Annotated in this window: 20 protein-coding genes; 12 read left to right on the plus strand and 8 right to left on the minus strand. The window is 71.6% G+C overall.

Annotation, left to right across the window (positions count from 1 at the left end; all coding sequences use genetic code 11):
* Positions 1–77: 77 nt before the first annotated feature.
* Positions 78–1781 (plus strand): proline-rich domain-containing protein, encoded by a 1704-nt coding sequence (locus CWS50_RS01205; protein WP_127841330.1) that lies wholly within the window; start codon positions 78–80, stop codon positions 1779–1781.
* Positions 1782–2037: 256 nt separating this feature from the next.
* On the opposite strand, the gene CWS50_RS01210 is transcribed toward CWS50_RS01205, so the two are convergent.
* The 8 genes from CWS50_RS01210 to CWS50_RS12855 form a co-directional block, all read right to left on the minus strand.
* Positions 2038–2349 (minus strand): DUF4235 domain-containing protein, encoded by a 312-nt coding sequence (locus CWS50_RS01210; protein WP_127841331.1) that lies wholly within the window; start codon positions 2347–2349, stop codon positions 2038–2040.
* A gap of 251 nt (positions 2350–2600) precedes the next feature.
* On the minus strand, positions 2601–3059 hold the full coding sequence (locus CWS50_RS01215) for a hypothetical protein (protein ID WP_127841332.1): 459 nt from the start codon (positions 3057–3059) through the stop codon (positions 2601–2603).
* A gap of 150 nt (positions 3060–3209) precedes the next feature.
* Positions 3210–7253 carry a type VII secretion protein EccCa gene (gene eccCa, locus CWS50_RS01220; protein WP_127841333.1) on the minus strand — a complete coding sequence of 1348 codons (4044 nt, stop codon included), beginning with the start codon at positions 7251–7253 and terminating at the stop codon, positions 3210–3212.
* A 4-nt stretch (positions 7254–7257) separates the two neighbouring features.
* The gene (locus CWS50_RS01225; RefSeq protein ID WP_127841334.1) at positions 7258–8103 is read right to left on the minus strand and encodes a hypothetical protein; all 846 of its coding nucleotides are present in this window, start codon (positions 8101–8103) and stop codon (positions 7258–7260) included.
* Positions 8100–9512 (minus strand): EsaB/YukD family protein, encoded by a 1413-nt coding sequence (locus CWS50_RS01230; protein ID WP_127841335.1) that lies wholly within the window; start codon positions 9510–9512, stop codon positions 8100–8102. The genes CWS50_RS01225 and CWS50_RS01230 overlap by 4 nt, the downstream gene beginning before the upstream one ends.
* Positions 9509–10141, minus strand: a complete 633-nt coding sequence (locus CWS50_RS01235; protein WP_127841336.1) for a hypothetical protein — start codon at positions 10139–10141, stop codon at positions 9509–9511. The genes CWS50_RS01230 and CWS50_RS01235 overlap by 4 nt, the downstream gene beginning before the upstream one ends.
* A complete protein-coding gene (locus CWS50_RS01240; protein WP_127841337.1) occupies positions 10131–11420 on the minus strand; it encodes a DUF6177 family protein in 1290 nt (429 codons plus the stop codon). The genes CWS50_RS01235 and CWS50_RS01240 overlap by 11 nt, the downstream gene beginning before the upstream one ends.
* Entirely contained in the window at positions 11417–12193 is a 777-nt protein-coding gene (locus CWS50_RS12855; protein ID WP_164860036.1) for a hypothetical protein, read from the minus strand. Before CWS50_RS12855 ends, CWS50_RS01240 begins: the two co-directional genes overlap by 4 nt.
* 444 nt (positions 12194–12637) lie before the next feature.
* On the opposite strand from CWS50_RS12855, the gene CWS50_RS01250 reads away from it, so the two are divergent.
* The 11 genes from CWS50_RS01250 to CWS50_RS01295 all read left to right on the plus strand — a co-directional run bounded on the left by CWS50_RS01250 (position 12638) and on the right by CWS50_RS01295 (position 22516).
* A complete protein-coding gene (locus tag CWS50_RS01250; RefSeq protein ID WP_127841338.1) occupies positions 12638–12970 on the plus strand; it encodes a hypothetical protein in 333 nt (110 codons plus the stop codon).
* Positions 12971–13083: 113 nt separating this feature from the next.
* Positions 13084–13395, plus strand: a complete 312-nt coding sequence (locus tag CWS50_RS01255) for a pore-forming ESAT-6 family protein (protein WP_119836699.1) — start codon at positions 13084–13086, stop codon at positions 13393–13395.
* Positions 13396–13407: 12 nt separating this feature from the next.
* The gene (locus tag CWS50_RS01260) at positions 13408–13743 is read left to right on the plus strand and encodes a DUF6507 family protein (protein WP_119836698.1); all 336 of its coding nucleotides are present in this window, start codon (positions 13408–13410) and stop codon (positions 13741–13743) included.
* A 92-nt stretch (positions 13744–13835) separates the two neighbouring features.
* A complete protein-coding gene (locus CWS50_RS01265) occupies positions 13836–16949 on the plus strand; it encodes a DNA/RNA non-specific endonuclease (RefSeq protein WP_127841339.1) in 3114 nt (1037 codons plus the stop codon).
* 47 nt (positions 16950–16996) lie between these two features.
* Entirely contained in the window at positions 16997–17590 is a 594-nt protein-coding gene (locus CWS50_RS13335) for a hypothetical protein (RefSeq protein ID WP_243118395.1), read from the plus strand.
* Positions 17568–18227, plus strand: coding sequence for a DNA/RNA non-specific endonuclease (locus CWS50_RS01275; RefSeq protein WP_164860037.1), 660 nt, complete (start codon positions 17568–17570; stop codon positions 18225–18227). The genes CWS50_RS13335 and CWS50_RS01275 overlap by 23 nt, the downstream gene beginning before the upstream one ends.
* 10 nt (positions 18228–18237) lie before the next feature.
* Entirely contained in the window at positions 18238–18888 is a 651-nt protein-coding gene (locus CWS50_RS01280) for a hypothetical protein (RefSeq protein WP_127841341.1), read from the plus strand.
* The gene (locus CWS50_RS12860; protein WP_164860038.1) at positions 18885–19040 is read left to right on the plus strand and encodes a hypothetical protein; all 156 of its coding nucleotides are present in this window, start codon (positions 18885–18887) and stop codon (positions 19038–19040) included. The genes CWS50_RS01280 and CWS50_RS12860 overlap by 4 nt, the downstream gene beginning before the upstream one ends.
* A 47-nt stretch (positions 19041–19087) precedes the next feature.
* Entirely contained in the window at positions 19088–19654 is a 567-nt protein-coding gene (locus CWS50_RS01285; protein ID WP_139738694.1) for a hypothetical protein, read from the plus strand.
* The gene (locus tag CWS50_RS12865; RefSeq protein WP_164860039.1) at positions 19651–21318 is read left to right on the plus strand and encodes a hypothetical protein; all 1668 of its coding nucleotides are present in this window, start codon (positions 19651–19653) and stop codon (positions 21316–21318) included. Before CWS50_RS01285 ends, CWS50_RS12865 begins: the two co-directional genes overlap by 4 nt.
* Positions 21319–21397: 79 nt before the next feature.
* Positions 21398–22516, plus strand: a complete 1119-nt coding sequence (locus CWS50_RS01295) for a hypothetical protein (RefSeq protein ID WP_127841343.1) — start codon at positions 21398–21400, stop codon at positions 22514–22516.
* The last annotated feature ends 777 nt before the right edge of the window (positions 22517–23293 follow it).

Below are 23293 nucleotides of genomic sequence, written 5' to 3' on the forward strand. Positions count from 1 at the left end.
CCCAGCCAGCACCTCGCCCGTGCCCGGCCACCGACCTAGAGACCAGAACCAGCGACCCACGACCCCAGGAGCAGCCGATGGCATCACGATCAGCACGCCGCAAGTCCGCGCCCAGGGGCGGCGCGCGCCGCAGGCCCTCCTCCCGGGGTGCTGCGCCTGCCGCGCAGCTGGCGCGTGTCACTCCCAGGCGCCTGGAGCGCGCTGTGGCCTCCCTCCACCTCCCTTACTCCCTGACCCCTGACAAGGAGGTCCGGGTCATGGTGGACTCCGGGGTCGTCAGCCTGGTGGCGGAGGCAAGCATGCTGAGGGTGGGGGCGTGGTGGCTCCCGCAGGCTCCGCTGAGCCTGGAGGTGCCGCTGGTGGTCGTCGCCAACGGCTGGAACCTCGGCCGGGGCGTGCCGGTGGCGGGAGTGACCGAGGTGGGCAGCGGCGGGGCGCTGCTCATGACTGCCAGCGCGGTGGTGCCCGTGGGCGTCGGCCTGAGCGACGCCCAGCTCCTCCACGTGGTGGAGGACGCCACCGAGGACTGCGTGGGCTTCCTCAGGCACCTGGAGGAGGTGTTCCCGCAGACGCGCTTCAACGCGATGGCTGCCTCCGTGGGCCTTCTTGACCAGGAGCGCGACGCCGTCAGCCTCTCCCCGGAGGAGTCTGCCCACCAGGCCCGTGAGCTGGTGGAGCGGGCCAGGGCGGCGGCCGACTCTGACCTGGACCACGCGGGCACCCTGTTGGTCGGGGCCATGGAGCACGCTGGCCGTGCTGGCCTGACCGCCCAGGACATAGGGGCCGACGAGCTTCTCGTCCAGCTGCTGGAGCGCTCGGTGAGGGACCGCAAGCCGGAGGAGGGGCGGCAGGCCGCCGTCGGCCGGAGGCTGCTGGAGGGGCTGCGTCCCGGTGGCGCCCCCCACGGTGCGTCACCTGACGACGCCGGGGAGAGCGGTGCCGATGGTGCTGGCAGCCCCGTCGAGGCTGCCGCGGGCGCCGGTGGTGGTGCGGACGGTGCCGACGGGCACGGGCGCGCTGGTACACGCCCGGGGAACGATGACCAGGGCGCAGGTCCCCACCAGGCCGTGACCGCTGCCCGCGTCAGCGCCGTCCTGTCCGCAGCGGGCCGCAGGGTCGCCCAGGACGTCGCCCGCGACAACGCTGGTGGCCGGGACCCCGGTCCGCAGGGCGGCCAGGTTCCGGGAGCCGCTCGTGGTGAGAGCGGGCCCGCGCAGGGAGGCGGGCAGGCCCGCTGCGACGAGCAGGACGGGAGCCAGGAGGGTGGTGGCCCGCAGGTCCAGGGGGACCAGGAGCAGGGTCCCCAGGGCGCTTCGGGGAGCGGCCTGGTGGTGGAGGTCGGTGAGCACCAGGTCCAGGTCGGCCTGGAAGGGGACGACCTGGTGGTGCGCAGCCGCTGGGACGCCCCCGTGCCAGGGCCGGTGGACGACGCTCTTCTGGAGCGGGCGCTCATGGTCGGTGCCGGGTGGAACGGGGCCGGACGGGTCCTGGGCGCCCGGGTCCTCGCGCCCGCAGGCGACCCGGAGGACGCTGCGGGGGCCAGGACTGACGAGGTCGGCAGCACTGGCGCCGGTGCGGGGGGAGGCGCCGCTGGGGGCGGGCTGGCCGTGGAGGGGTACGTGCGCTGGTGCGTCGCCTCCGGGGCCAGTGACAGCCAGCTGTCCCACATGCTGGAGGCGGCCCTGGTCGAGGTGGACTACCTGGCCAGGTTCTGCGACCAGCACGTCGTCGATACGGTCATCGATACAGAGGCGGGGCAGGCAGGGACGGAGCCGGTCTGAGAGCCAGCCTGCGGGAGCAGCCAGTCGGGTCGTTGGTAAGGACCCAGGACCAGGATGGCGACGGCCCGGGCGGCTCGCCCGGCACTCCGGCTTGCTGGTCTGCGAGGTCAGGGTACGTCCTACGACGCCCCCGCACTCTGTTGACGTACCCCGACCTCGCAGACCAGGGGAGGACGAGGCAGACAAGGCGAGAGGCAGGAGGGGGAGACGGAGGCAGCCGGTGGCTCAGGCCCTGCGTCGGTCCTGGGTCTCAGCCTCAGGCCTTGATGGCCCGCTGCCCCTTGAGGGGGTCTACCGTCCTGCCGCCGTACCACTTGGCTGCCTGGCGCAGGCTCAGCTCGCGCACCAGGGTGGCAGCCGCCCCAGAGATGACGGCGAAGGCGACGATCTCCGCCAGCCGGTAGTCCAGCAGCCGGTCGTCCTCCTGTGGGGCAGGCTTGCCGGTGGCTGCCCGCCAGCCGACGGAGACCAGCCTGTCCACGACGAAGCCTGAGGCGAGGGTGGCGACCGCTGCGGTCGCCCTCCAGGCGATGTCGGTGGAGCGGGTCGTCGTGCTCTTCCTGGCCATGGGGTCCTCCTTGGGCGGCTGGTGGTGACCGGTAGTGGTCCGGTCCTGCACCCGATCATGCCGTACCACGGGCTGCCCGCGCACCGTCACGCACCGACAGCCAGACCGCCCCCCGCGCCACGTGGCTGCCGCTGCACCTGGCTGGGGGCGGCTGTGGCACGGGTGCGGACCGCCTGCGACACATGGCTGCTGCGCCAGGAGGCGGCGTAGCCTTGCCAGCAAGAAGGCGCGAGGGACGAGTCCCACCGGACCTACCGGGTGGCGGCCCCTGGGCCGGGGGTGGGCAGCGGCGGCACCGGCACCCAGCGTCCGTCGGCCCCGAGGCGCCACGGCCACTGCCGTGGCGTGGGCACCACCTTGCCCTGGCGTACCAGGAGGCCGCCGGTCATGATCGAGACGTCCTGGACCACCTCAAGCATCGGGTCGCACTCCTTCTCGAAGGGGACGAGGCACTGGGTGAGGACCGCGAGGTCCCAGGAGGCGGGCGGCTCCACCTGGAGCACCCGGGCCACTTCGCACCGGTCCATGACCATGGTGGGGCGGGCCAGGCTGAGGGCGGGGCGGGTGGGCAGGGCGTCGATGAAGAAGGCGAGGGTGGACAGGTCCTCGGCCGGGCTCATCACCGCGTCGGGGACCCGGGTGTAGGCGGTGGCGACGAACAGCTCGACCGCGGGGACGTCGAGGGAGACGATGGTGGCGATACGTGGCACGTGGGCTCCTGGACGGTTCTGGGGGGCGGGCGGGTGGCTCCGGGTACAGTGGGTGGGATGGTGGGCGGGCGGGTTCTTGGTAGGTGGCTCCGGGGCGACCGGGCGGACAGGCGGTGCAGGCTGGCTCCCGCGCCTCCTGTGCCACGTGCGCTATGGATCGTCCGGGGTGAAGGCGGCGACCTGCGCCAGGCGGGGGCGGCGTCCGCGCCGGATCCACCACCCCCGTCCGGGCCTGAGGTGCTCGGGGCGCGTCCCCGCCAGGACCACGCCCTCGCTGCGCTCCCCGTCCATCATGAGGCCGGTGGCCCCGGTGTCACGCAGGGCCTGGATGAACGGGTCGTACATGGCCTGGGAGGCCCCGGCCATGGGCCGGGCCAGGACCACGCTGAGCTGGAGGTCGCGGGCCGAGGGCAGGTAGGGGGTGACCGGCCCTAGGACGCCGCCGCCCGAGGACAGGATGTCGTAGTCGTCGATGACCAGGACGATGTGCGGCCCCACGACCTCACCGCCCTCGGCCATGGTGGCGGAGCGTTTCTCCAGCTCGGTGGCCACCGACGTGGACAGCCCCTGGGCCAGGGGCGTGGAGGTGGCGTGCCCGCCCAGGAAGGCCTCGGGGCAGGCGTCGGCCACGCCCCGGCGCGCGTCGTAGACGGCCACCACCAGCTGGTCGGGGGTGTGGCGCTCCACCAGGGTCTCCACGACCCCGCGCAGCACGGTGGACTTCCCGCAGCGGGCGTCCCCCAGGACCAGCAGGTGCGGGTCCAGGCCTCCCAGGTCGGCCAGGACCGGCTCCATGGTGTCCTGGAACAGCCCCAGGGGCAGCCGGTTGGGCTCGTCGAGCTCGTCGGGCAGGTCGCCGGGGCTGATGACCTCGGGAAGCATCCGTACCGGGGCGGGCCGGGACCCCCTCCAGGCCCCGCTCATCTCCTCCGCGAGGCTCTCCAGGGCAGCGCCCACGCCCGCGCCCACGTCCTCGGCGTCCTCGACGGGAAGGGCGATGTGGGCGAAGAGCCGGTCGGGGCGCAGGACCCTGCCGGGGGTGTCGGCCCGCAGGGTCTGGGCCAGGCGGCGGGCCACCAGGGAGTCGGCCGGGTCGTTGAGCCGCAGCTCCAGGCGCGTGCCCACCAGGGGCTGCTGCGCCATGCGCAGGTCGTTGTTGCGGCTGAGCGTGACCACCGCGTGGACCCCCAGGCCCCCGCCGCGCCGCAGCACCTCGTCAACCAGGTCCTCCAGCTCCTCGAAGTCGGCACGCAGCTGTCCCAGGCCGTCGATGAGGAGGACGACGTCGGCGCTGGCCAGCTCTGGCACGCTGCCTGCGGCGTGGCGGGCGCGCAGCATCTCCAGGGAGTCGATGTGGTGGGCGGCCAGGACCTGCTCGCGCAGGTCGAGCATGGCCACCACCTCCTCCAGGACGCGCCGCATGCGCTCCCGGTCGCCCCGGGTGGCCACACCGCCCACGTTGGGCAGGCCGGCCAGGCGGGACAGCCCGCCCCCGGTCGCGTCGACCCCGTAGAAGGCCAGCCGCTCGGGGCCAAGGACCAGGGCGGCCGAGGCGGCCAGGGTCCACAGGAAGGTGGTGCGTCCGCTCTGAGGCGCCCCGACCACGGCGACATGACCGCCGCCCACAGTCAGGTCGAGGTCCCAGGGGTCCTGGCGCTGGTGGGCCGGGTCGTCCACCAGCCCCACCGGGACGCTCAGGCCCGGCCTGTCGCGCAGCGCGGCGGGGGCGCGCACCGGTGCGCCGGGCGGGCGCTCCAGGCCCGCCCCGTAGGCTCCCGGCAGGCTCAGGCGGGCCGGGAGCGGCTCCAGCCACACCGGCTGGTTGGGTGCAGCCGCCTGCGCCAGCTGGGCGACGACGGTGTCCACCACGGTGGTGCGCACCGTGCGCCCCTGGGGGACCTCCGGCTCCTCCACGGACACGCTCACCTGGTCCTCCAGGCCGTTGTGGACGGGCAGCCGCAGGGGCTCGGGGTGCTCCACCTCCTCCGGCTCGGCCAGGTCGTCCAGGTCGTCGGCGGGTCCGGAGACGTAGCCGGAGCGGAAGCGGGTGTAGACGGAGGTGTCCACCTTGAGGTAGCCGTAGCCGGGGGAGGCGGGCAGGTTGAAGGCGTCGGGGGTGCCCAGCACGGTGGAGGACTCCGACTCGGTGAAGGTCCGCAGGCAGATCCGGTAGGACAGGTAGGTGTCCAGGCCGCGCAGCTTGCCGCCCTCAATGCGCTGGCTGGACAGGAGCAGGTGGACACCGATGGAGCGCCCGATGCGTCCGATGGTCAGGAGCAGGTCGATGAAGTCGGGGTTGGCGGTGAGCAGCTCGCCGAACTCGTCAATAATGACGAACAGGTGGGGCATCGGGGCCATGGAGGGGTTCTGGGAGCGCAGCCGCCGGTAGTGGGTGATGTCGGGAGAGCTCCCGGCGTCGCGCAGCTGCTCCTGGCGTCGGACCACCTCCCCGGCGATGGAGGCGCGCGCCCGCTCCACCAGCCCGGCGTCCTCGGCGAGGTTGTCCATGAGGCCGACGACGTGGGGCAGGGCCGCGAAGGGGGCGAAGGCCGCGCCTCCCTTGTAGTCCACCAGGATCATGGACAGGTCCTCGGGGCCGTGGGTGGTGGCCAGGGCGGTCACCAGGGTGCGCAGCATCTCCGACTTGCCCGAGCCGGTGGCGCCCACGCACAGCCCGTGCGGTCCCACGCCCAGCTGGGCGGACTCCTTGAGGTCCAGGCGCACCAGCTCACCGGTGTCGTCGGAGCCGATGGGCACCCGCAGGAAGTCGCGTGCCGAGCGGGGAGCCCACGTCACGGCGGTGTCCAGCGCCCGGGGGTCGTCCACCTCCAGCAGGTCGCTCACAGTAGTGGTGGAGGCCTCGGGGTCGTCGCGCTCGGCGGCGGCCCCCAGGCAGTGGGGCGCCAGGGCACGCACGACGCCCTCGGCCAGGGCAGGCCCCAGCACGTCGGGGCGGCACACCACCGGCGCGGGGACCACCCCGGCTCCCCCGGGGTCGGCAGGGCCAGCAGGGCCAGCAGAGCCAGCAGGGTCGGTGGGCTCGCCGGGGCGCAGGTCCTCCACCAGCAGGGAGCCGTCGTCCTGGACGGTCAGGCGCACCGAGGGGTCGCTGGGCTCGTCGAGGCGGTCGGTCACCAGGTGGAGGACGGTGGCGCCGACGTCGCCTGAGCCCAGGGCGGAGTCGGGTACGACCAGCGGCTGCGCCGCCTCCTGCTCCTCGCACACCACCAGCAGGCGTGGCCCCGGCGGCCTGGTACGGCCCCGTCCGCGCACGCGTGCGGCCTGGGCCGCCGCCGAGGCCGCCTCCTGGACCTCCTGGTGCAGCACCGCCTGGAGGGAGGCCAGGTCCGGGGCCACCCGGCGGCGGGCCACCGGCCCGTCGAAGGCGCCGTGCATCCGCAGGTGGGGCAGGCGGGAGACGCAGTCCCAGGCCCCGGCACGCCCCGGCGGGTAGGCCAGGGCCATGTGGAGGTCCTCGGGGGCGTGGTGGACAGCGGCCTGGACGAGGACAAGGCGGGCCACAGCCGTGGTGGCCTCGCGCGGTCCCACCACCGAGACCTCCCCGGCGCAGTCGAGGTCGAGCACGGCGGGCAGGTCGTGCTGGAGGGCGTGGCGGGCGGTGAGGGCACGCGCCTCGGAGACCAGGAGGGGGTCGACCTCCGGGGGCATGCCCGTGTCCGGCATGAGGGCCAGCGCCAGCTCGGCGTCGGCCGTGCCCAGCCGCAGCGCCAGGAAGTCGCTGTGGTGGCGGCGTCTCTCCCAGCGGCGTACCGGGGAGGTCGCCCACCGGGGTAGCGCGCCGGGGGCAGGGTGGGTGCGGTAGGCCTGGTCCCTCAGGCTGCGTGCCAGGGCGCTGGCCTGCTCGTCGGCCTGCGCCAGGGAGTCCAGGTAGTGCTCGCGGCGCTCGCGGCGCTGGCGGGTCTGCCCGGCCCGCCGGGAGACCAGGGCCGCCACCATCCCGAGGACCGTGACCATCATGACGACGGCGCCCAGGAGCGCGAAGACCGGGTTGGACCGCAGGAGCGTCATCATGATCATGGAGGAGCCCGCCCCGGCCAGCGGCATGAGCATCTGGAAGGGGAAGGGCTGTCGGGTGCCGCTGTCGCTCAGGTGCGGGGGAGCGGGCAGGACGACGGGCGCGGGCGGCGTGGCGGGGGTGACCACCCGCCCCGGCCGGTGGACGATCCTGATCATCGGGTCACCACGCCTCCGTCCCGGGCCGGGAGGACGCGGCCGCCAGGACCCGTCCAGCCAGCCGGGCCAGGCAGCGTGCGGTGGCCGGGCGCAGCAGGCCCGGCCCGCCTGCCCCGCCCAGCGCCGGGTCGTAGCCGATGAGCTGCTCGTCAGGGTGGAGTGCGGGGACAAGGGGGTGCCCCGGCCCGGTGGCGACGACGACGTGCACCACCTCAGGGGGCTGGGTGAGACCGCCCAGGGCCCGCCTGGTGGCCTGGACCCGCTTGCGCGCCTCCTCCACGGGGCCGCGCCGGGCCGGGGAGACCAGGATGACGGCGTGGTGGTGGCGCCCCAGCTCGGTGACAGCGGGAGGCGGCAGGCAGCCAGTCTCGGTGACCACGAGGTCGAAGAAGCGCATGAGCCTGCGCCTGGCAGCGTCCCACTGCCCGGGGAGCGCGGTGGTGGCCGGGGGCAGCCGCAGGCAGGAGACCAGGCCGTCGGGTCCGGCCCCGCTCAGCTCACGCGCCTGGCTGCCGGTGGTCACCGCGAGCGTGTCAAGGGTGCTGGGGGAGGGCGGCCAGGGGCGGGAGAAGGTGAGGCGGTCCGCAGCGCTGGCTGGTCCGGGGGAGGCTGACACGACCAGGGCGGGCAGCCGCCTGGCGCGGGCGGCCAGGGCTGTGAGGTGGAGGGCGGTGGTCGTGGCGCCGCACCCCGGGGCGGTGGGCACGACCGCGACGCGGCAGGTGCGTGGCAGCGGCAGGCGCAGGGCGCGGTCGAGCTCGACGGCCTGCCGTCGCGCGCGCGGCGACCCGGAGGTGACGAGCCCGGCCAGGGACAGGGCCGCTGTGCCCAGGTGGGGTGCTGGTGTCACGCGAAGACCTCCAGCAGCTGGGTGAACAGGCCCGCCAGCCCGCACAGGAGAGGCAGGGCGGCCACGGTGGCCAGCGTCTCGACGACGTCCCCGGCGCGGCGCAGCCTGATCCGCGTGTGGGGCGTGGGCTGGTAGAGGCTCAGGGCCGCCAGGGCGCCCGCCCCGCCCAGGAGCACCAGGAGACGCAGGGCCTGGGAGGGCAGCGTGGCGCTGAGGGTGTAGACGGGGCCGGCGCAGGCCAGCCACATGGTGAGGACCTCGTGACGCAGGGGGAAGGACCGGCTGCGCAGCAGCATCCCCAGGGTGAGGGCGCCTGCCAGGGCGCGGGCCCAGCCGTCGGGGGTGTGGGCCAGGTCGGTGGCCGCCCAGGCCAGGGACACACTCAGGGCGATGCTGGCTGTCGCCATGAGGTCGTGGACGGCGGTGGTGCTGCGGGCCAGCCGGTGGCGTGGGGGCAGTGTCCCGGCCAGGGCGTCGTTGTCCAGCCGGGAGATGCCGGAGGCCATGAGGGCCAGCCACGGCAGGGCGCCCAGGAGGACCAGGGCGGCCAGGCCGTAGCCTCCCCGGGCCAGGGCGGTGCTCGGAGAGACCTCGCCCAGGGCGGTCCACAGGCCCTCCAGCACCAGGCAGGCGGCAGCGCCCAGCACCCAGCCGGGGCGGCGCAGGCCTGCCCCCAGGGTCCCCAGACAGAGGACGCACACCAGCAGGGCGGCCTCGGGTCCGCCCGCCGTGATCGGCTCGGCCCCCGCCACCGGCACGGTTGCCCGGTACAGCACGGGCAGGAGGAGCCCGGCCGACAGGAAGGCGGTCAGGGTCCCCAGGGAGGCGCTCAGGGAGGCGGTGCTGCTGTCCTGGTCTGCTCCTCTCCGGTCTGCCCGCTGTCCTGTCCGCCGGTCTGCCCGCCCCGTCTGGGGCCGGTAGAGCCACAGCGAGGCGGCCAGGAACAGGAGGGACAGGCCGGGGAGGTAGGCGACCCAGGCCAGCCGGGAGCTCAGGAGGTCCTGGGCGGTGTCCAGCCAGCCCCAGGTGGCCACTGCTGTGGCCAGGGCCAGGAGCGCCCCGGTGCCTCGGACACGGTCGCTGCGGCTCCACCGCCAGGGGTGCTCGTCGGTGGCCTGGGCCAGGGCGCCGCTGACGTCGGAGACCTCGACGGGTGGCGGGACCTCGTCGTCAGGGACGACCCGCAGCACCTCTCCGTCCAGGACGTCCTGGGTGTCCAGGTCCTGCTCCACCTCCAGGACCCGCCCGTCGGCGCGGACCAGGCTGACCGGGGGGAGCCGGGAGCCCTCTGACAGCCCCAGGAGTGCCAGGAGGCCGGGCAGCTGGACGCCGACGGGCTCGTCGGAGGGTAGAACGGCCTCGGCCCGTGACTGCTCGCTCACCACGGTGACGCGGGTGTAGGGGATCACGGGGCCTCCTCTCGGGCGTCCTGCCCGGAGTCGGTGCCCGGGACGGCTGCGGGGTCCTCGGGGGCGGGCTCGCCCTGGTTCCCGGTGGCTGCGTCCTGGTCCTGAGCAGGGTCCTGCTCCTGGTGGGGGTCGGTCTCGGAGCCCGCTCCCGCCCCGGTGCCGGGGTCCGGGTAGCCGGGCTCCTCGTAGCGCTCCTGGTAGGGGGTGTCGCCGTCCTGCCCGTAGCCCTCGGCACTGTCCCCGCCGTCGCCGCTGCCTCCGTAGCCGCCCTCGCCGTCCTGCCCGTAGCCGTTCTCCTCGTCACGGGTGAGAGGACGGCGGGTCTCAGTGTCTGTGTCCGTGCTCGCGTCGGTGTCGGTGTCTGTGTCGGGGGCCGGGGAGGGTGCCTCCGGTGAGGTCCCGTCCGTGGTGGTCGTGGTGGTGCGTCGCAGCGAGTCGAGGTTGTTGGAGACGTAGGAGTAGCCGACACAGCCCGCGCACGACAGGGAGGCCACGACCAGGGAGGCAATGAGGCGTGGCAGCGTGCGTCGGCTGCGGCCGGGGCCGGTACCACGCTCCAGGGCGTCGGTGAGCCGGGTGAGGTGGACACGGGCGGAGTCGAGGACTGCCGACTCGTTCTCACGGGGCACTGGCGCCCCCTGCCTGCCCTGGCTGGCTGCCGGGGCGTCCGGTGTGCCCCGGCCCGGTCGTGCCCGGCTGCCCCGGAGGGTACGTCCCTCCCGGCGCGGGCGGCTGCGCGGGGGCGCGGGTGCCTCTCAGCACCTGGTGGAGCCTGCCCTGGGAGTCCAGGGTGGGCAGGAGCGCGAAGAGTGACGTCCAGTCGCCGGGCCTGCCGCTGTCCAGGGGGACGGCGACGCCGCGCTTGCGCCCCCGCCCGATCACGGTGCCGTCGTGCCGGTCCGCGACGGTCTGCGGGTCCAGGCCCAGGAGGTGGATGCCTCCGGCCCCGATAGCCAGGGTCAGGGGCGTGGGAGGAGTGCGCACGGTGACGGGCAGGGAGGTGTCCGGGTGCCCGTAGGTGCGGGCGGTCAGGACGAACTGTGGCCTGGCCTCGACGGCCAGGGTGCTCAGCAGCCCCATGGACCGGGAGACCTGCTCCTGCGAGGGGAGGGAGAGGGCGGAGGGGGCCACGACCAGCTCGGTGTACTCCTCCACCCCGCTGCTGGTGCGCAGCATGGTGAGGGTCCCGCACGCGATCCCGTGGTCACTGTGGGCGGCGAGGGTGACGTGGGCTTTCGGCATGAGCCGACGGCTGAGGGTGGTCAGCGCGTCGCGGTCCCAGGAGGCGCCCGCGGGCTCGTAGCGTCCCCAGGAGATCTCCGCGTCCTTGTCGAGGAGGTGCTCGACCACAAGCTCGACGGTGCGGCCCAGGCTGGTTGAGCGGCGGGCGGGCTGGAACATGGAGGCGGACACCAGGAGGTGGGGCACCGTCTGGGAGGGCTGGAGGAAGTCCACGGAGATGTCCGGCATGATGTCGGGCATGTCAGTCATGTCAGTGCTTGGCGCCCCTGCGCCTGGTGCCCCTGCTCGCGCGCCTGCCTGCGCAGCAGGAGGCTCCTGGGTGGTGGCCGGGGCGCTGGCCGGGCCGCGCCGCCTGGGCGCTGTGGCTGCCTCGACGGCCTCCCGCAGGGTGGGGTAGTACCACCCGGCACGCAGCTGCCTGTAGCCGTCGGCCTCCTCGACCAGGACGATGAGGCCCGCATCCTGGCTGAGCCGGTCGAAGGCGGGGGTGAGGCGGGACGCCTCCGGGATGACGACAACGATGTCCATGGGGCTGCTGCGCCGCATGCGCGCCACCAGGTCGGACAGGTGCTCGCTCCAGGCGATGACAGGCCCCTCTAGGCGGGTGACGGTGGCAAGGTCGCCCACGCGCCCGTCCTGGACGGGGTGGGTGGAAGGTCTGGTCATGCTGGCCTCGTCTCGTGTCGCGCCTGCTGGTCGGGGGCCGTGCCCAGGACGGCGGTGGGGGTGGTGCGCGCGCGCCAGCCTCCTGGGTCGGGGATGTCGACAGCGGGCGCTGCGGGGGCCGCGCCCCTGTGCGCCGTCGGGTGGTTGGGCGGCTGGGCGCTGGAGGGGACCGGGGCGGGAGGCACTGAGGGCGGGAGCGGGGCGACCTGCTGGGTCGGCTGATGAGACGGTGGGGGTGGAGGCGGAGGCGGCGGTGGTGGCGGGACGGCGGCGCGCAGCTGGGCCAGCGTGCCGGTGCTGGGGTCCGGGCCCCGCCGGGTGCTCACGACCGTGGCTCCCGCGCCTGAGCCGAGCCGCAGGACCGCCAGGAGGGCACGAGGCGACCCGGGCGGGAGCCCGGCCCCGGAGTCCACGGTCCTCAGCCCCAGGAGCACCCCGCCCAGGCCCCGCCCGCGCAGGCAGTGGGTGTAGAGCAGGGTCACGGCCAGGAAGGGGGCGACCATGACCAGGACCATGCGCACCAGGGCGGGGCCTGCCAGGGCGAGCCCGGTGGCGGCAGGGCCGACCACGACGGTGAGGTCGATGAGGAGGGAGCACAGCACCAGGGCCGGGTGGGCGCGGTGGCAGGCGGCCAGGACCGTGGTGGCTACGGTGGCCGACGTGGGCGCGGCGGTCCCAGGGGTCCCGGTGGTCCCAGGGGCCGCCGCCCGGGGCACCTGTCCCCGGGCAGGTGCTGGGTGCGGTGCCGGGGGCTGCTGGTCTGCTGGGAGCACGGGGCCTCCTCTCACGTGCGGGCCGGGCCTGGGCGGGTGGGCGGGTCCTGGTGGTGCGTCCGGTCCGCTGCCAGCTGGGGCGGCTGGTGTCGGCCGGGCAGGCGGACGGGGCCACTGTAACCACAGCGTGACGGCCCGCAAGGCCCGGGTCGGCGGAAAGTGACCTGTCTCGCTGGCCGCAGCCGTTCGCTGTCTGAGTTTGACACTATTCCTACAACCGCGTTGAGCAGGGAAGATGCTGGAGAATGAGGCGAAGTTACGACATTCTGCTGCCGGGGCGCCCTGTGGTGCCCTCCCGCTGGGGAGGATGCAGCAATGGGAGGTGGCCAGAGTTGTGGGAATCCTCAGATTTCATTTTAGTCTCCCAAGTCCCCTTCCCTGGTGTCGGATGGGTCGGTAGCGTGCGCCGGGCACAGGTTCTGTGAGCCGACTTGAGGAGACATCGTGAAGTTCGACATGGGCGCGTCCACCCTGGGGACGCTGACAAGGCAGACCTCGACCTCCAACGAGGACCTTGGTGGCCTGGTCAAGGAGCTGGTCGCCTCCGCCGAGCCCCTGGAGGGGCGGTTCAACGGGGTGGCGCGGGCCTCCTTCGACCAGTTCAAGAGCCGTACCGACGAGGTGGCCGCCGAGCTCAACAGCGCCCTGAGCGGCATCCTGGAGGGCATCGCGGGGATGGACACTGCCTTTGTCCAGGGGGAGCAGGACATGGCGGAGTCCACCCGTGCGGCGGAGTCCTCCGTCAGTTTTGACGCAGCACGGTTCGGCGGCCGCTAGCCGCAGGAGGGCGCGTGCGGTGCGGACCTGTGGCGGTCCACCACCAGCGGGGCCCAGACCGGGAGCCACTGGAAGCGATCAGGGACTGACGGACAACCAGAAAGGGATATGTCATGGCAAACAACACGGAGCAGCGCTCCTACGACACCGGGGCCTCCCAGGAGGCGCAGTCCAACTTTGAGCGAGTGGCCTCCCGTCTGGAGGCTCTCATCGGGCAGCGCGACGCCGACGTCAAGGCCGCGATGGCCCAGTACCAGGCCGACGGGGTGTCGGAGGAGTACCGGGGCAAGGAGCAGCGGTGGAGCTCGGCGGCCGGTGAGGTGCGCGGGATCATCACCACGATCCGCACCTCCCTCCAGACCACGGACGACGGGGCGCAGGCTGCGATCCAGCGCGCCAAGCAGTCCGTGGACAACATGGGCTGAGGGTGCTGGGCCGTGAGCTCCTGGGACATCGACCCCACCACGGTCTCCTCCATCCTGAACTCGGAGAAGGACCTGGCGGAGAACGACCTCACCGACGCGCTCAACGACGTCTCCACCGAGGCGGACAGTGCGATGGACACCTGCCTGGCGGCGACCACCCTCAACCCCGGGGGTGAGGCGCAGCTGGTGGCCTCCGCGATTTACGACTGGTTCTCCATGCACCAGGAGGAGCTGACGGGACTGGGAACCACCGTCGTGAACGTGACAACCAACACGGCTGACGCGGTGCAGTCCTACCTGGACCACGATGAGGACTCCGCGCTGGAGTTCCAGCGCGCCGCCACGTAGCGGGGGCCGAAGGCGGCACGCGTGGCCGCAGCAGCGCCTGCTGACCAGGCGCTTGACCATGAACTGGCTGACGGAGGAGACGGAGGGGCGTTGTGGCTGCGACACCGTTTGACGAGACGAAGATCCCGTGCCTGGAGTTTGACGTGGAGTCGCTGGACACTGCCGCGACGAACCTCAAGACGAAGGCGGGTGACCTGCGGAGTGCGGGGGAGTCGGTCAAGTCGACGTGGGCGGGGATGCAGGTGTGCTACAAGGCTCCTGAGCAGGAGTCCTTGTACGCGGCGATGGACCCGGTGGCTGACGACTCCGACACCTTGGCCACCAGTATCGAGTCGATGGCCTCGGCGCTGTCCACCTTCGCCGACACGGTGTCGTCGCTGAGGACCCGGGCTCAGGCGCTCAGGAGCGACGTGCTGGCGTTCAAGGAGGAGGTCGCGGGGGACCCGGAGTGGGACCACGACCAGGACCTGGTCAACAAGAACAACGGGTTCATCGACCGGGCCTCGGCGATCCAGGCGGACATGTGGGAGGCCGAGCGCGAGTGCGCCAACACGATCCGGGACCTGGACGGGCTGGAGCACTACCACGCGGAGTCGGTGGCTGGCTCGGGGGCTGGTGGTGACCTGGTCTACGGGTACGAGTCGCGGGACCTGGCTGGTGTCGAGGAGCTGCCGTGGGGGACCCATGTGTCGGCGGCTCCGCCGAACAACCCGGCTGAGGTGCTCAGGCGTTTTGTGTGGGACGGTCTGGTGCTGGACGGGATCGGCGGGTCGCTCGAGGCCCAGGCCAGCCTGGTGGGTGTCGAGTTCAACGAGGTGGACAGGTCGGTCTCGTGGAGCCTGAGCCAGATGGCGGAGGCGTGGAAGGGCCTGACGGCCCTGGCGGGGCTGACCTGGGAGGACGGGGGCCTCAGCTTCCGGAGGGGGACCGCGGCTGAGACCTGGGCGGAGGTGGGCAAGGACCTGGTGGCGTGGGACATGTGGGGGCAGGATCCTGCTCGGGCGGCGGGCAGCGTGGTGCCTGACGTCGCAGTGGTGGGGGCTTTCGGTGCTGCGGGTGCGGCTGCTCGTGGTGGCGGGGCTGCCGTGCGGGGGGCTGCTGGTCTGGGCAGGGTGTCGCGGGCGGCGCGGGCTGCTGTGGTGGCCCAGCGGGTCGCGGACTTCATGGACCCGGTGGGCACCGCGCTCAGCAAGGGGGCGCGCAAGGTGGCGCAGCTGGTGGGCGAGGCCTTTGACCTTACCGGGCTGACTGACCTCATGGACCGTATTCGTGGCCGGGGCGGGGCCGAGGCCCCGGAGGTGCCCGCTCCGCACTCCGTGGACGTGGGGCCTGGCCGCGCCAGCGACCTGCCGGAGGTGGGTGGCCAGCGTGGTCACGGCCCCCACGGCGGGGACGCCGGGGGTGGGACCGGTGGCCGGGGGCAGGAGCTGCCCGGGCAGGACGTTCCCGTTGGCAAGGGGGCTCAGGAGCCGTCTGCCTCCCACGGTGGTGGCCGGAGCGGCCAGGCCGACGGCGGGGAGGCCCCTCTCCACCGCAGTGGTGACGCGGACGGTGCTGATGCTTCTGGGGCTGGTGCGCGGGGCCGCCACGCGGACGGCGCTGACGGTGCCGACGCCGCTGAGGCGGGCGCCCCGGCCCGCAGTCGCGCTGACGGCGACGCGGGTGGTACCCACGGATCTGACCCTGCTGGTCATCCTGCTGGTCGTGGTGACAGCGCCGACGCGCAGGCCCCGGCCCGCAACCGCGCCGACACCGAGGGTGCTGATGCGGAGGCTCCGTCTGGCCGCCACCGTGGTGACGGTGACAGTGGTGGTGCTGAGGCGGGTGCCCCGTCTGGCCGCCACAGGGCTGATGGTGACGGCGCTGAGGCGGGCGCCCCGTCTGGGCGCCACCGTGGTGACGGTGACAGTGGTGGTGCTGAGGGCTCTGGCCGTGCTGGTCACGACCGTGGTGAGGGTGCTGAGGCGGGTGCCCCGGCCCGTCACCGCGCCGACACCGAGGGTGCTGATGCGGAGGCTCCGTCTGGCCGCCACAGGGCTGATGGTGATGGTGCGGAGTCTGCGTCTGGTCACGGCCGTGGTGAGGGCGCCGATGGTGAGTCCTCGGCTGGCCGTCACCGCGCTGAGGGTGCTGACGGTGAGGCCTCGGCCCACAACCGCGCCGACACCGAGGGTGCTGATGCGGATGCCCCGTCTGGTCGTCACAGGGCTGACGGGGCTGATGGCGAGTCCTCGGCTGGCCGCCACAGGGCTGACGGGGCTGACGGTGAGGCCTCGGCCCGCCACGCGGCTGACGAGGCTGATGGTGCTGGTGGTGGTCGTGGTGACGGCTCTGGTGGCTCCGGCCGTGGTGGTGACGGGGACGGCACGTCGGACCGCAGTGGTGGTGACGGTGATGGTGACTCCTCGGGTGAGCAGTCTGTGGCTGAGCGGCTTGAGAAGCGTCGCGGGGAGGCTGACCAGGACGCGTTCAACCAGGAGCACCGGCCGCGTGTGGAGCGCACGGTGGAGGTTGGCGAGGGCACTGGCCTGGCTCCCCGTCACGACGAGCCGTTTGGGCGGGGTGTGGAGCTGGAGCCCAACACCTGCTACCAGGTGGACAAGCGGGGCAGCTTCTACACCAATGACGCCGGTGAGGTGGTGCATGTGGAGGCGCACTCGGCGGTGGAGCGTCGTGGGTGGTGGGGTATGCGCGAGCCGTTGAGCCCGGACCTGAGGGACCCTCTGCCGAGCGCGACCTACACGGTGGATGGGAGGTTCCACTACACCACGGATGAGTGGGGTCGTACGGTGCGCATCCAGGTGGACAGGCTGGATGAGGTCTCGCAGAGGTATGACTCCTCGTGGGTGCGTGGGCGTGTTGGTGGCCTGGGTGGTGAGGGGTTTGACGGGGGCCACCTGGTGGCCCACCGGTTTGGTGGGGGTCCGGAGGAGCTCAACGTGGTGCCCATGCGCAGCACCCTCAACCGGGGGACTGAGGGGGCCTACCCGTACAGCTACAAGAAGCTGGAGGACGACATCGCCGACAGCCAGGGAGCCTACAAGAACATCGACATCTATATCGAGTACGACGGCCCACCGGGGGTGGACCCGGGGACCTCCCTGAAGGGCGTGCCCAAGGCAGGCCGGGTGCCTGTGAACTTTGAGGTCTACGCGACTGATGCGGGGGGTGTGCCGAGGGTGCCGAGGACGTTCCCGAACAAGTGAGTACTTCGACAATTAAGGGGATGGGTCTTATGGTTAGGTTGTCGGAGATGTCTGCTGGGGAGCTTCTCGCTCGCTCTGAGGAGATGCTGGCTGACTGGCTGCGTGAGGAGGGCGGGCAGCGTGTTGACATCGAGTTCATGGGTGTGGGGCTGGTTCAGCAGTTTGACCCCCAGCTCACGCGTGGTGGGCAGCGGTCGCGTGTGATCCCACCTCATGAGGTCAACTCCTTCATGACGGAGCTGCGTGATAGGCAGGTTGTGCCTGGGTGGGGTGCGTGGACGTGGTGCCGGCTGTGGATGGTGGCGGGTGAGTGGGTGCTGCACCAGGAGTGCGACTGGATGCGCGAGCCGGTACTTGAGGGGCCTGCTGGTGGGCGGCCCCCTCCGGGTATCTGTGCCCTGGAGCTGGAGCGTCATCCCCGGGATGCGGAGAACATCCCGGACTGGATGGCTGCGGGTGTGGCGGCCAACGAGAGGCGCAAGGCTGCCAACGCGCGTCGTCGTGAGGCCAGGAGGGCGAAGAAGGAGCGTGAGCGCCAGGCGGCCCAGGCCCAGGCCGCTGAGGCAGCCGACCAGCAAGGCGGGAGCGGTAGCGGGCAGACCACCCAGGAGGGGGACGGTGCTGGTGGGTCCGCGGGGTGAGGCCTGTGCCGGTGGTGTCGGCTGGGGCTTCCTGGGTGGCTTCTACACCGATGAGTCTGGTGAGGTGGTGCATGTGGAGGCGCACTCGGCGGTGGAGCGTCGTGGGTGGCTGGGGATAACGCAGGACGCGCTCAACCCGGACCTGAAGGACCCGCTGCCCAGCGCGACCTACACGGTGGACGGGAGGTTCCACTACACCACTGATGAGTGGGGTCGTACGGTGCGTATCCAGGTGGATGAGCTCAGGAAGGTTGATGGTGACCTGGAGAAGTACCGCTCGGAGTCGGTCCAGGAGCGGGTCGGTAAGTACGGTGGTGACGACTATGACGGGGGTCACCTGTCTGGTCACCAGTTCGGCGGGGCTCCGGAGGACATCAACGTGGTGCCCATGCTGCGCAAGGTCAACCAGAACCACCCGGACAGCTTCTACAGGCTGGAGAAGGAGATCGCCGCCAGCCAGGGAGCCTACAAGCACCTGGACATCCGGATCGAGTACGGCGGGCCTCCAGGGGTGGACCCAGGGACCTCCCTGAAGGGCGTGCCCAAGACCGACCGGGTACCCACCGAGTTCAAGGTTCACTGGGTTGACAAGCAGGATGTCCCGCACCGTAAGCCGTTTAAGAACTATCCCGAGTGAGAGGAGTGCCGTGGTGCGTATGCGTGACATGGGGCCGGAGGAGGCGTTCGCCCGGGCTGAGGAGCAGCTGGCGAAGTGGCTGCGTGAGGAGGGGGGCTCCCGCCTTGAGATTGAGGTCATCGGTATCGGGCTCGTCCAGAGGGACAAGATGTGGATGACTGTTGACGGGGAGGTCAAGAGAGTGCTGCCTGAGTCGAGTGAGACGGGGTTTGCTGTGGACCACCTGCGTGAGAAGCAGGTGGTTGCTGGGTGGGGTGCGTGGACGTGGTGCCGGTTGTGGATGGTGGCGGGTGAGTGGGTGCTGCACCAGGAGTGTGACTGGATGCGCGAGCCGGTGCTCGAGCGGCCCCCTATCGGGGAGGACGAGTACTCGATCGAGCTGGACCTCTATCCCCGGGATGCGGAGAACATTCCTGTGTGGCTGGCAGAGCGGGTGGCGGCCAACGAGAAACGGAAGGCCGCTAACGCGCGTCGTCGTGAGGCCAGGAGAGCCCGGAAGAAGCGTGAGCGCCAGGCGGCCCAGGCCCAGGCCGCTGAGGCTGCCGACCGGCAGGGCGGGCAGGAGGCTGCCCAGTCCGCCGTCCAGGATGCTGCCCGGGGTGTGCCCGGTGCCGGGCAGGCCGCCCAGGATGGGGGCGGTGCTGGTGGGTCCGCGGGGTGAGGCCCGTTGTACTGGTCGAGTACGACGGCCCACCGGGGGTGGACCCGGGGACCTCCCTGAAGGGCGTGCCCAAGACCGACCGGGTGCCCACCGAGCTGCGCGTCTATTTGGCTAACGCTGGGGGCGTGCCGAGGACGTTCCCGAACAAGTGAGTACTTCGAGAATTAAGGGGATGGGTCTTATGGCTAGGTTGTCGGAGATGTCTGCTGGGGAGCTTCTCGCTCGCTCTGAGGAGATGCTGGCTGACTGGCTGCGTGAGGAGGGCGGGGAGCGTGTTGACATCGAGTTCATGGGTGTGGGGCTGGTTCAGCAGTTTGACCCCCAGCTCACGCGTGGTGGGCAGCGGTCGCGTGTGATCCCACCTCATGAGGTCAACTCCTTCATGACAAAGTTGCGTCGTGCGCAGGTTGTGACTGGCCTGGGTGCGTGGACGTGGTGCCGGCTGTGGATGGTGGCGGGGGAGTGGGTGCTGCACCAGGAGTGCGACTGGATGCGCGAGCCGGTACTTGAGGAAGCCAGTGGTGAGCGGCCTGACCCTCGTACCTGTGCCCTGGAGCTGGAGCTCTACCCCCGGGACCCGGAGAACATCCCCAGGTGGCTGGCAGAGGGGGTGGCTGTGTTTGAGGGGGATGAGGATGCCTCCGGGGACGGTACCGGTACCGGGCAGACCGCCCAGGACGGGGACGGCACCGGGCAGACCGTCGGCTCTGCGCGCCAGGAGACAGACCGTGACCAGTCAGAGAAGGACGAGGAGGGACAGCCGTGACTGAGCAGTCGAACCACCCCGCTGCGTCTGACCCCGCAACGACCAGCAGCCCCCAGCACCCGCCGCTGGAGAGGGCGGACATGGTTCTCCTGGAGGTAGAGCCCGGCGTGGCCGTGCTTGTGGCGCACACGGTGCCGCAGGGCTGGACGGTCGAGGTCTTCGGCCTGGGGGAGCACTCCGGCCGCCAGATCGTCCAGGCCCTGGACGACGCCGTGGACCGGGCAGGCCTGGTGGTCCCGGGGGCCTCGACCCAGGGGCTGGTCCGGCTCTCACCAGAGACGCTTGCCAGCCTCGCCGCCATGCCCGTCCGGGCACAGGGTGGCAGCCTGGGAGTCCTCGACCAGGCGGGCACCCGGCCAGCTACCCCGGCGGGCGCTCAGGCGAGCCCGCAGACGAGCGGGGACGACCTCCGGGTCTGCTGGCTGCCTGCGGGCAGCGCGCAGGCAGCAGACCTGCTCCAGGGACTCAGCCGCGCCCAGCCGCTGGTGAGGCTCAGCGCCCACATGACCTTTATCGTGCAGGCTCTTGAGGAGGGCACGGGCCTGGTGCGCTCCGCGTTTGAGACCCGCTACGAGGACCACTGGCCCGTGATCAGCGACATGCGTGAGACCCTCCTGGGGATCATTGCCCGGTCCCGTGAGACCGGGGTCATCCCCAGGTTGTCCACCGTCGGCATCATCGCCCCGGACAGGGTGGTCAACGACGAGCATGCCTTCTTTGCCCGCCGTGTCCACAAGCACCGGGAGCACCTGGACACTCACAGTGCCGCCCGCTGGGAGTACCTGAGGGGCAACATTGAGCAGGTAGTCGCTGACTACCAGGGCTATCTCACGATGGAGACTATCGACAGCGGGAGGTGGATACTGAGCCCGGGCAGGTTCGCCATGATGACCAGCCGGCCTCCTGACATCGAGAAGACCATGACCTACCAGTCCGTCAACATGCCGGCCAAGTACCAGGAGAAGCTGGGCCACGTGGCCGACGTCCTCACGCTGATCGACGCCCAGCGCCACCTGTGCGCCGAGGTCACCGGTCGGCCCTGGCCCCCGCACGCCCCCGAGCAGCTGGGTGGCGCCAGCCTTGATGAGACGGTCGCGGCGATGAGGCGCCACGTGGACCGCCTGCGTGGCAGCTCTGCGGAGGAGCCGCTGGCCGTGGCACCGGCGCTCCAGGTGGTCGGGCAGGAGGTGCCCGGCCAGGCCCTGGCAGCGCTGCGCTGGCTGCTGCCCGCCCCGGAGCCCCTCATCGCCCTGGCCGAGGTGGAGCGGGGAAGCCTGACCGGAGCGGCCCAGGGCCTGCGACCTGGCCCCGACGGGGGACCGGCGGCGCAGGCGAGCACCTACCTGGGCGTCACCTCTGCCCGACTCTTCCTTGCTTCGGTGCCTGCGCTGGTGGAGGAGGGCAGGATCGAGCTCAGCCTCCCCCTTGCCGACCTGCGCTATGTCCGGTTCAGGATGGTGGACCGCAGGGCCTTTATGGACGTCACCATGAAGGAGGAGGACCTCAGCATCGGCTTCGCTCAGTCGGCTGTCTCCTCCGGCTTCACCACCGGCCTCGCCCACCGGGTGGCGGACATCCTGATGACGGCGGCGAGCATCCCCGAGGAGGAGCAGCGCAGCGACCCGCTGTTCACCAGGGCAACCAGCCGTGAGCGGCGGGAGTGATCGAGCTGGTCGCGCCGCGATTCGAGCCCAGATCATCGAGCGGATATCGAGCAGATAAGGAACCCGAGGAAAGACCATCATGACTCAGAACCCTCAACATCCCCACGACCCTGAGGCGTCAGGACCCCAGGAGCCCGGGACCGCAGGTTACGGGGCGGCTTATGGCGACACTGCTGGGCAGCAGCCCGCCTACCCGGGCGGCTACGGCGCCGTACCGCCGTCGGCGCAGGGGGGCGATGACGGTGCCGCCGCGCGGCCAGTGCAGTCGGGCGGCTACGGTGCCGTGCCGCCGTCGGCGCAGGGAGATGGCGACGGCTACGGTGCTCCTCCTGGGGGACTGCCTCCCGGCATGGGGCCGACGTCGGCTCCCGACGGTGGGGGCACGGGCTTCCAGCCCTCGTCCCTCCCGCTGTACCCCCGTGTCCAGGTGGGGCCAGCATGGCGGTGGGCGTGGTCGCGGGTGACGGGGAATCCTGCTGTCTTTGGCGGTGGTCCGCTGTTCCTGGTGGTTTTCTACCTCCTGATGGCGGCTTGCGTCTTTCCGCTGAGTACGGTGGTGGAGAACGCGTCAGATACTGTGTCCTGGGTTCTCCTGGTGCCGCTTGTCGCGGTGCTGCTGGCATTCCTGCTGGGGCTTATAACCGTCGCGGCAGGCGTGTACCACGCGTGCCTGGTCGCGGCTCGCGGGGAGCGTGCGCGGCTGCGGGACTTCCTGGTCTTCCCCAACCGCTGGCGCACCGTGGCGGTCTACCTTGTTGCCACTGTTCTTACTCTTGCCGGGTTGCTGGTTATCATCGGTGCGCCGATCGTGGCCTACTTCTGCCTCTTTGCGATGTTTGTCTCCCTGGACCAGGGGACGCCAGTGTTCCAGTCTATCTCGCGATCCTTCTCGATGATGCGTCACGGCGCGAGCAACGACATGGTTCCCCTGTTCCTGGTGATTCTAGTTCAAAATGTGGTCGGCTACTTCAGTGCGATCGGAATTCTCTTTACTTTTCCCGCCGGGCTCCTCATGGCCGCCTACGCCTACGTGCGCCTGAGCGCGTCCAGCCCCGGCCAGCCCGGGTACGGAGAGCCTGGATATGGGCAGCCGGGCCACCCCGGATATGGCTCCGACTACCCCGGTCCGGCCGGGTACGGGCAGTCCGCGTACGGCCAGCCGGGCCAGTCTGACCATGCGCCCGGCTACCTCGGCTAGCTCGCGTAAGGCCAGCCCGGCCCTGTAGGTTCCGGCGCTGGTGCCTCGGCCCGCCGATCCCGTTCACGCCAGCTCTGACCGCGACCCCGGCTCGTAGTTGTTGGGCGCCGTGCCCAGTCACGTGAGCCCCTAGTCCTGACTACTCTGGTCCTGCTGGTGGTCCTGCCGACTCCGGTCCTGTCGTCTCCACCCAGTTCTCGTTCCGAGCCGCGCCCGTTGGGCGCTGATCCCAGTTACGTCAACTCTGGTCCGCACCTCTAAGTGGTGCGGCCAGCTACGTCAGCCCTGGTCGCACTCCCCAGGCGCCGCGTCCTGGAGGCTAGAGAGGCCATGTCTCTTGCCGCTGGTTTGCGAGCCCGGGGTACGCCATGCGACGCCCCGGAGGTCGGCTGGCGTACCCCGGGCTCGCAAACCGGGCGGCGCAGGGGTTGCAGGAAACGCTCCAACTGCGGGAGCAGGCGGTTCTGGACCCGCAAACGGGCGACAAGCTCGCAGGTCGCTCCTAGCGCTCAAGGAGGCCGCCACCTCCAAAGAACACCTCCAAGGAACCGTTCCTAGCGCTCAAGGAAGCCGCCAGCTGTGTCGCCAGCGCCAGCCTTGGCTCGGCTACGGGAAGCCGGTCATGAGCCGCTTATTGGCTCAACCGGCTTTCGTGGTACGCCGCGAGGCGGTGCCATCCCAGCGTGCGTCGTGCCATCCTGCCTCACGCGGATCGGGCTGAGGCGAACGACGTCGTAGGGGCCTGGAGCTGTGTCAGCCAGGAGAAACAGAGCTCGG

Source organism: Actinomyces wuliandei (assembly GCF_004010955.1).
Classification (GTDB): Bacteria; Actinomycetota; Actinomycetes; order Actinomycetales; family Actinomycetaceae; genus Actinomyces; species Actinomyces wuliandei.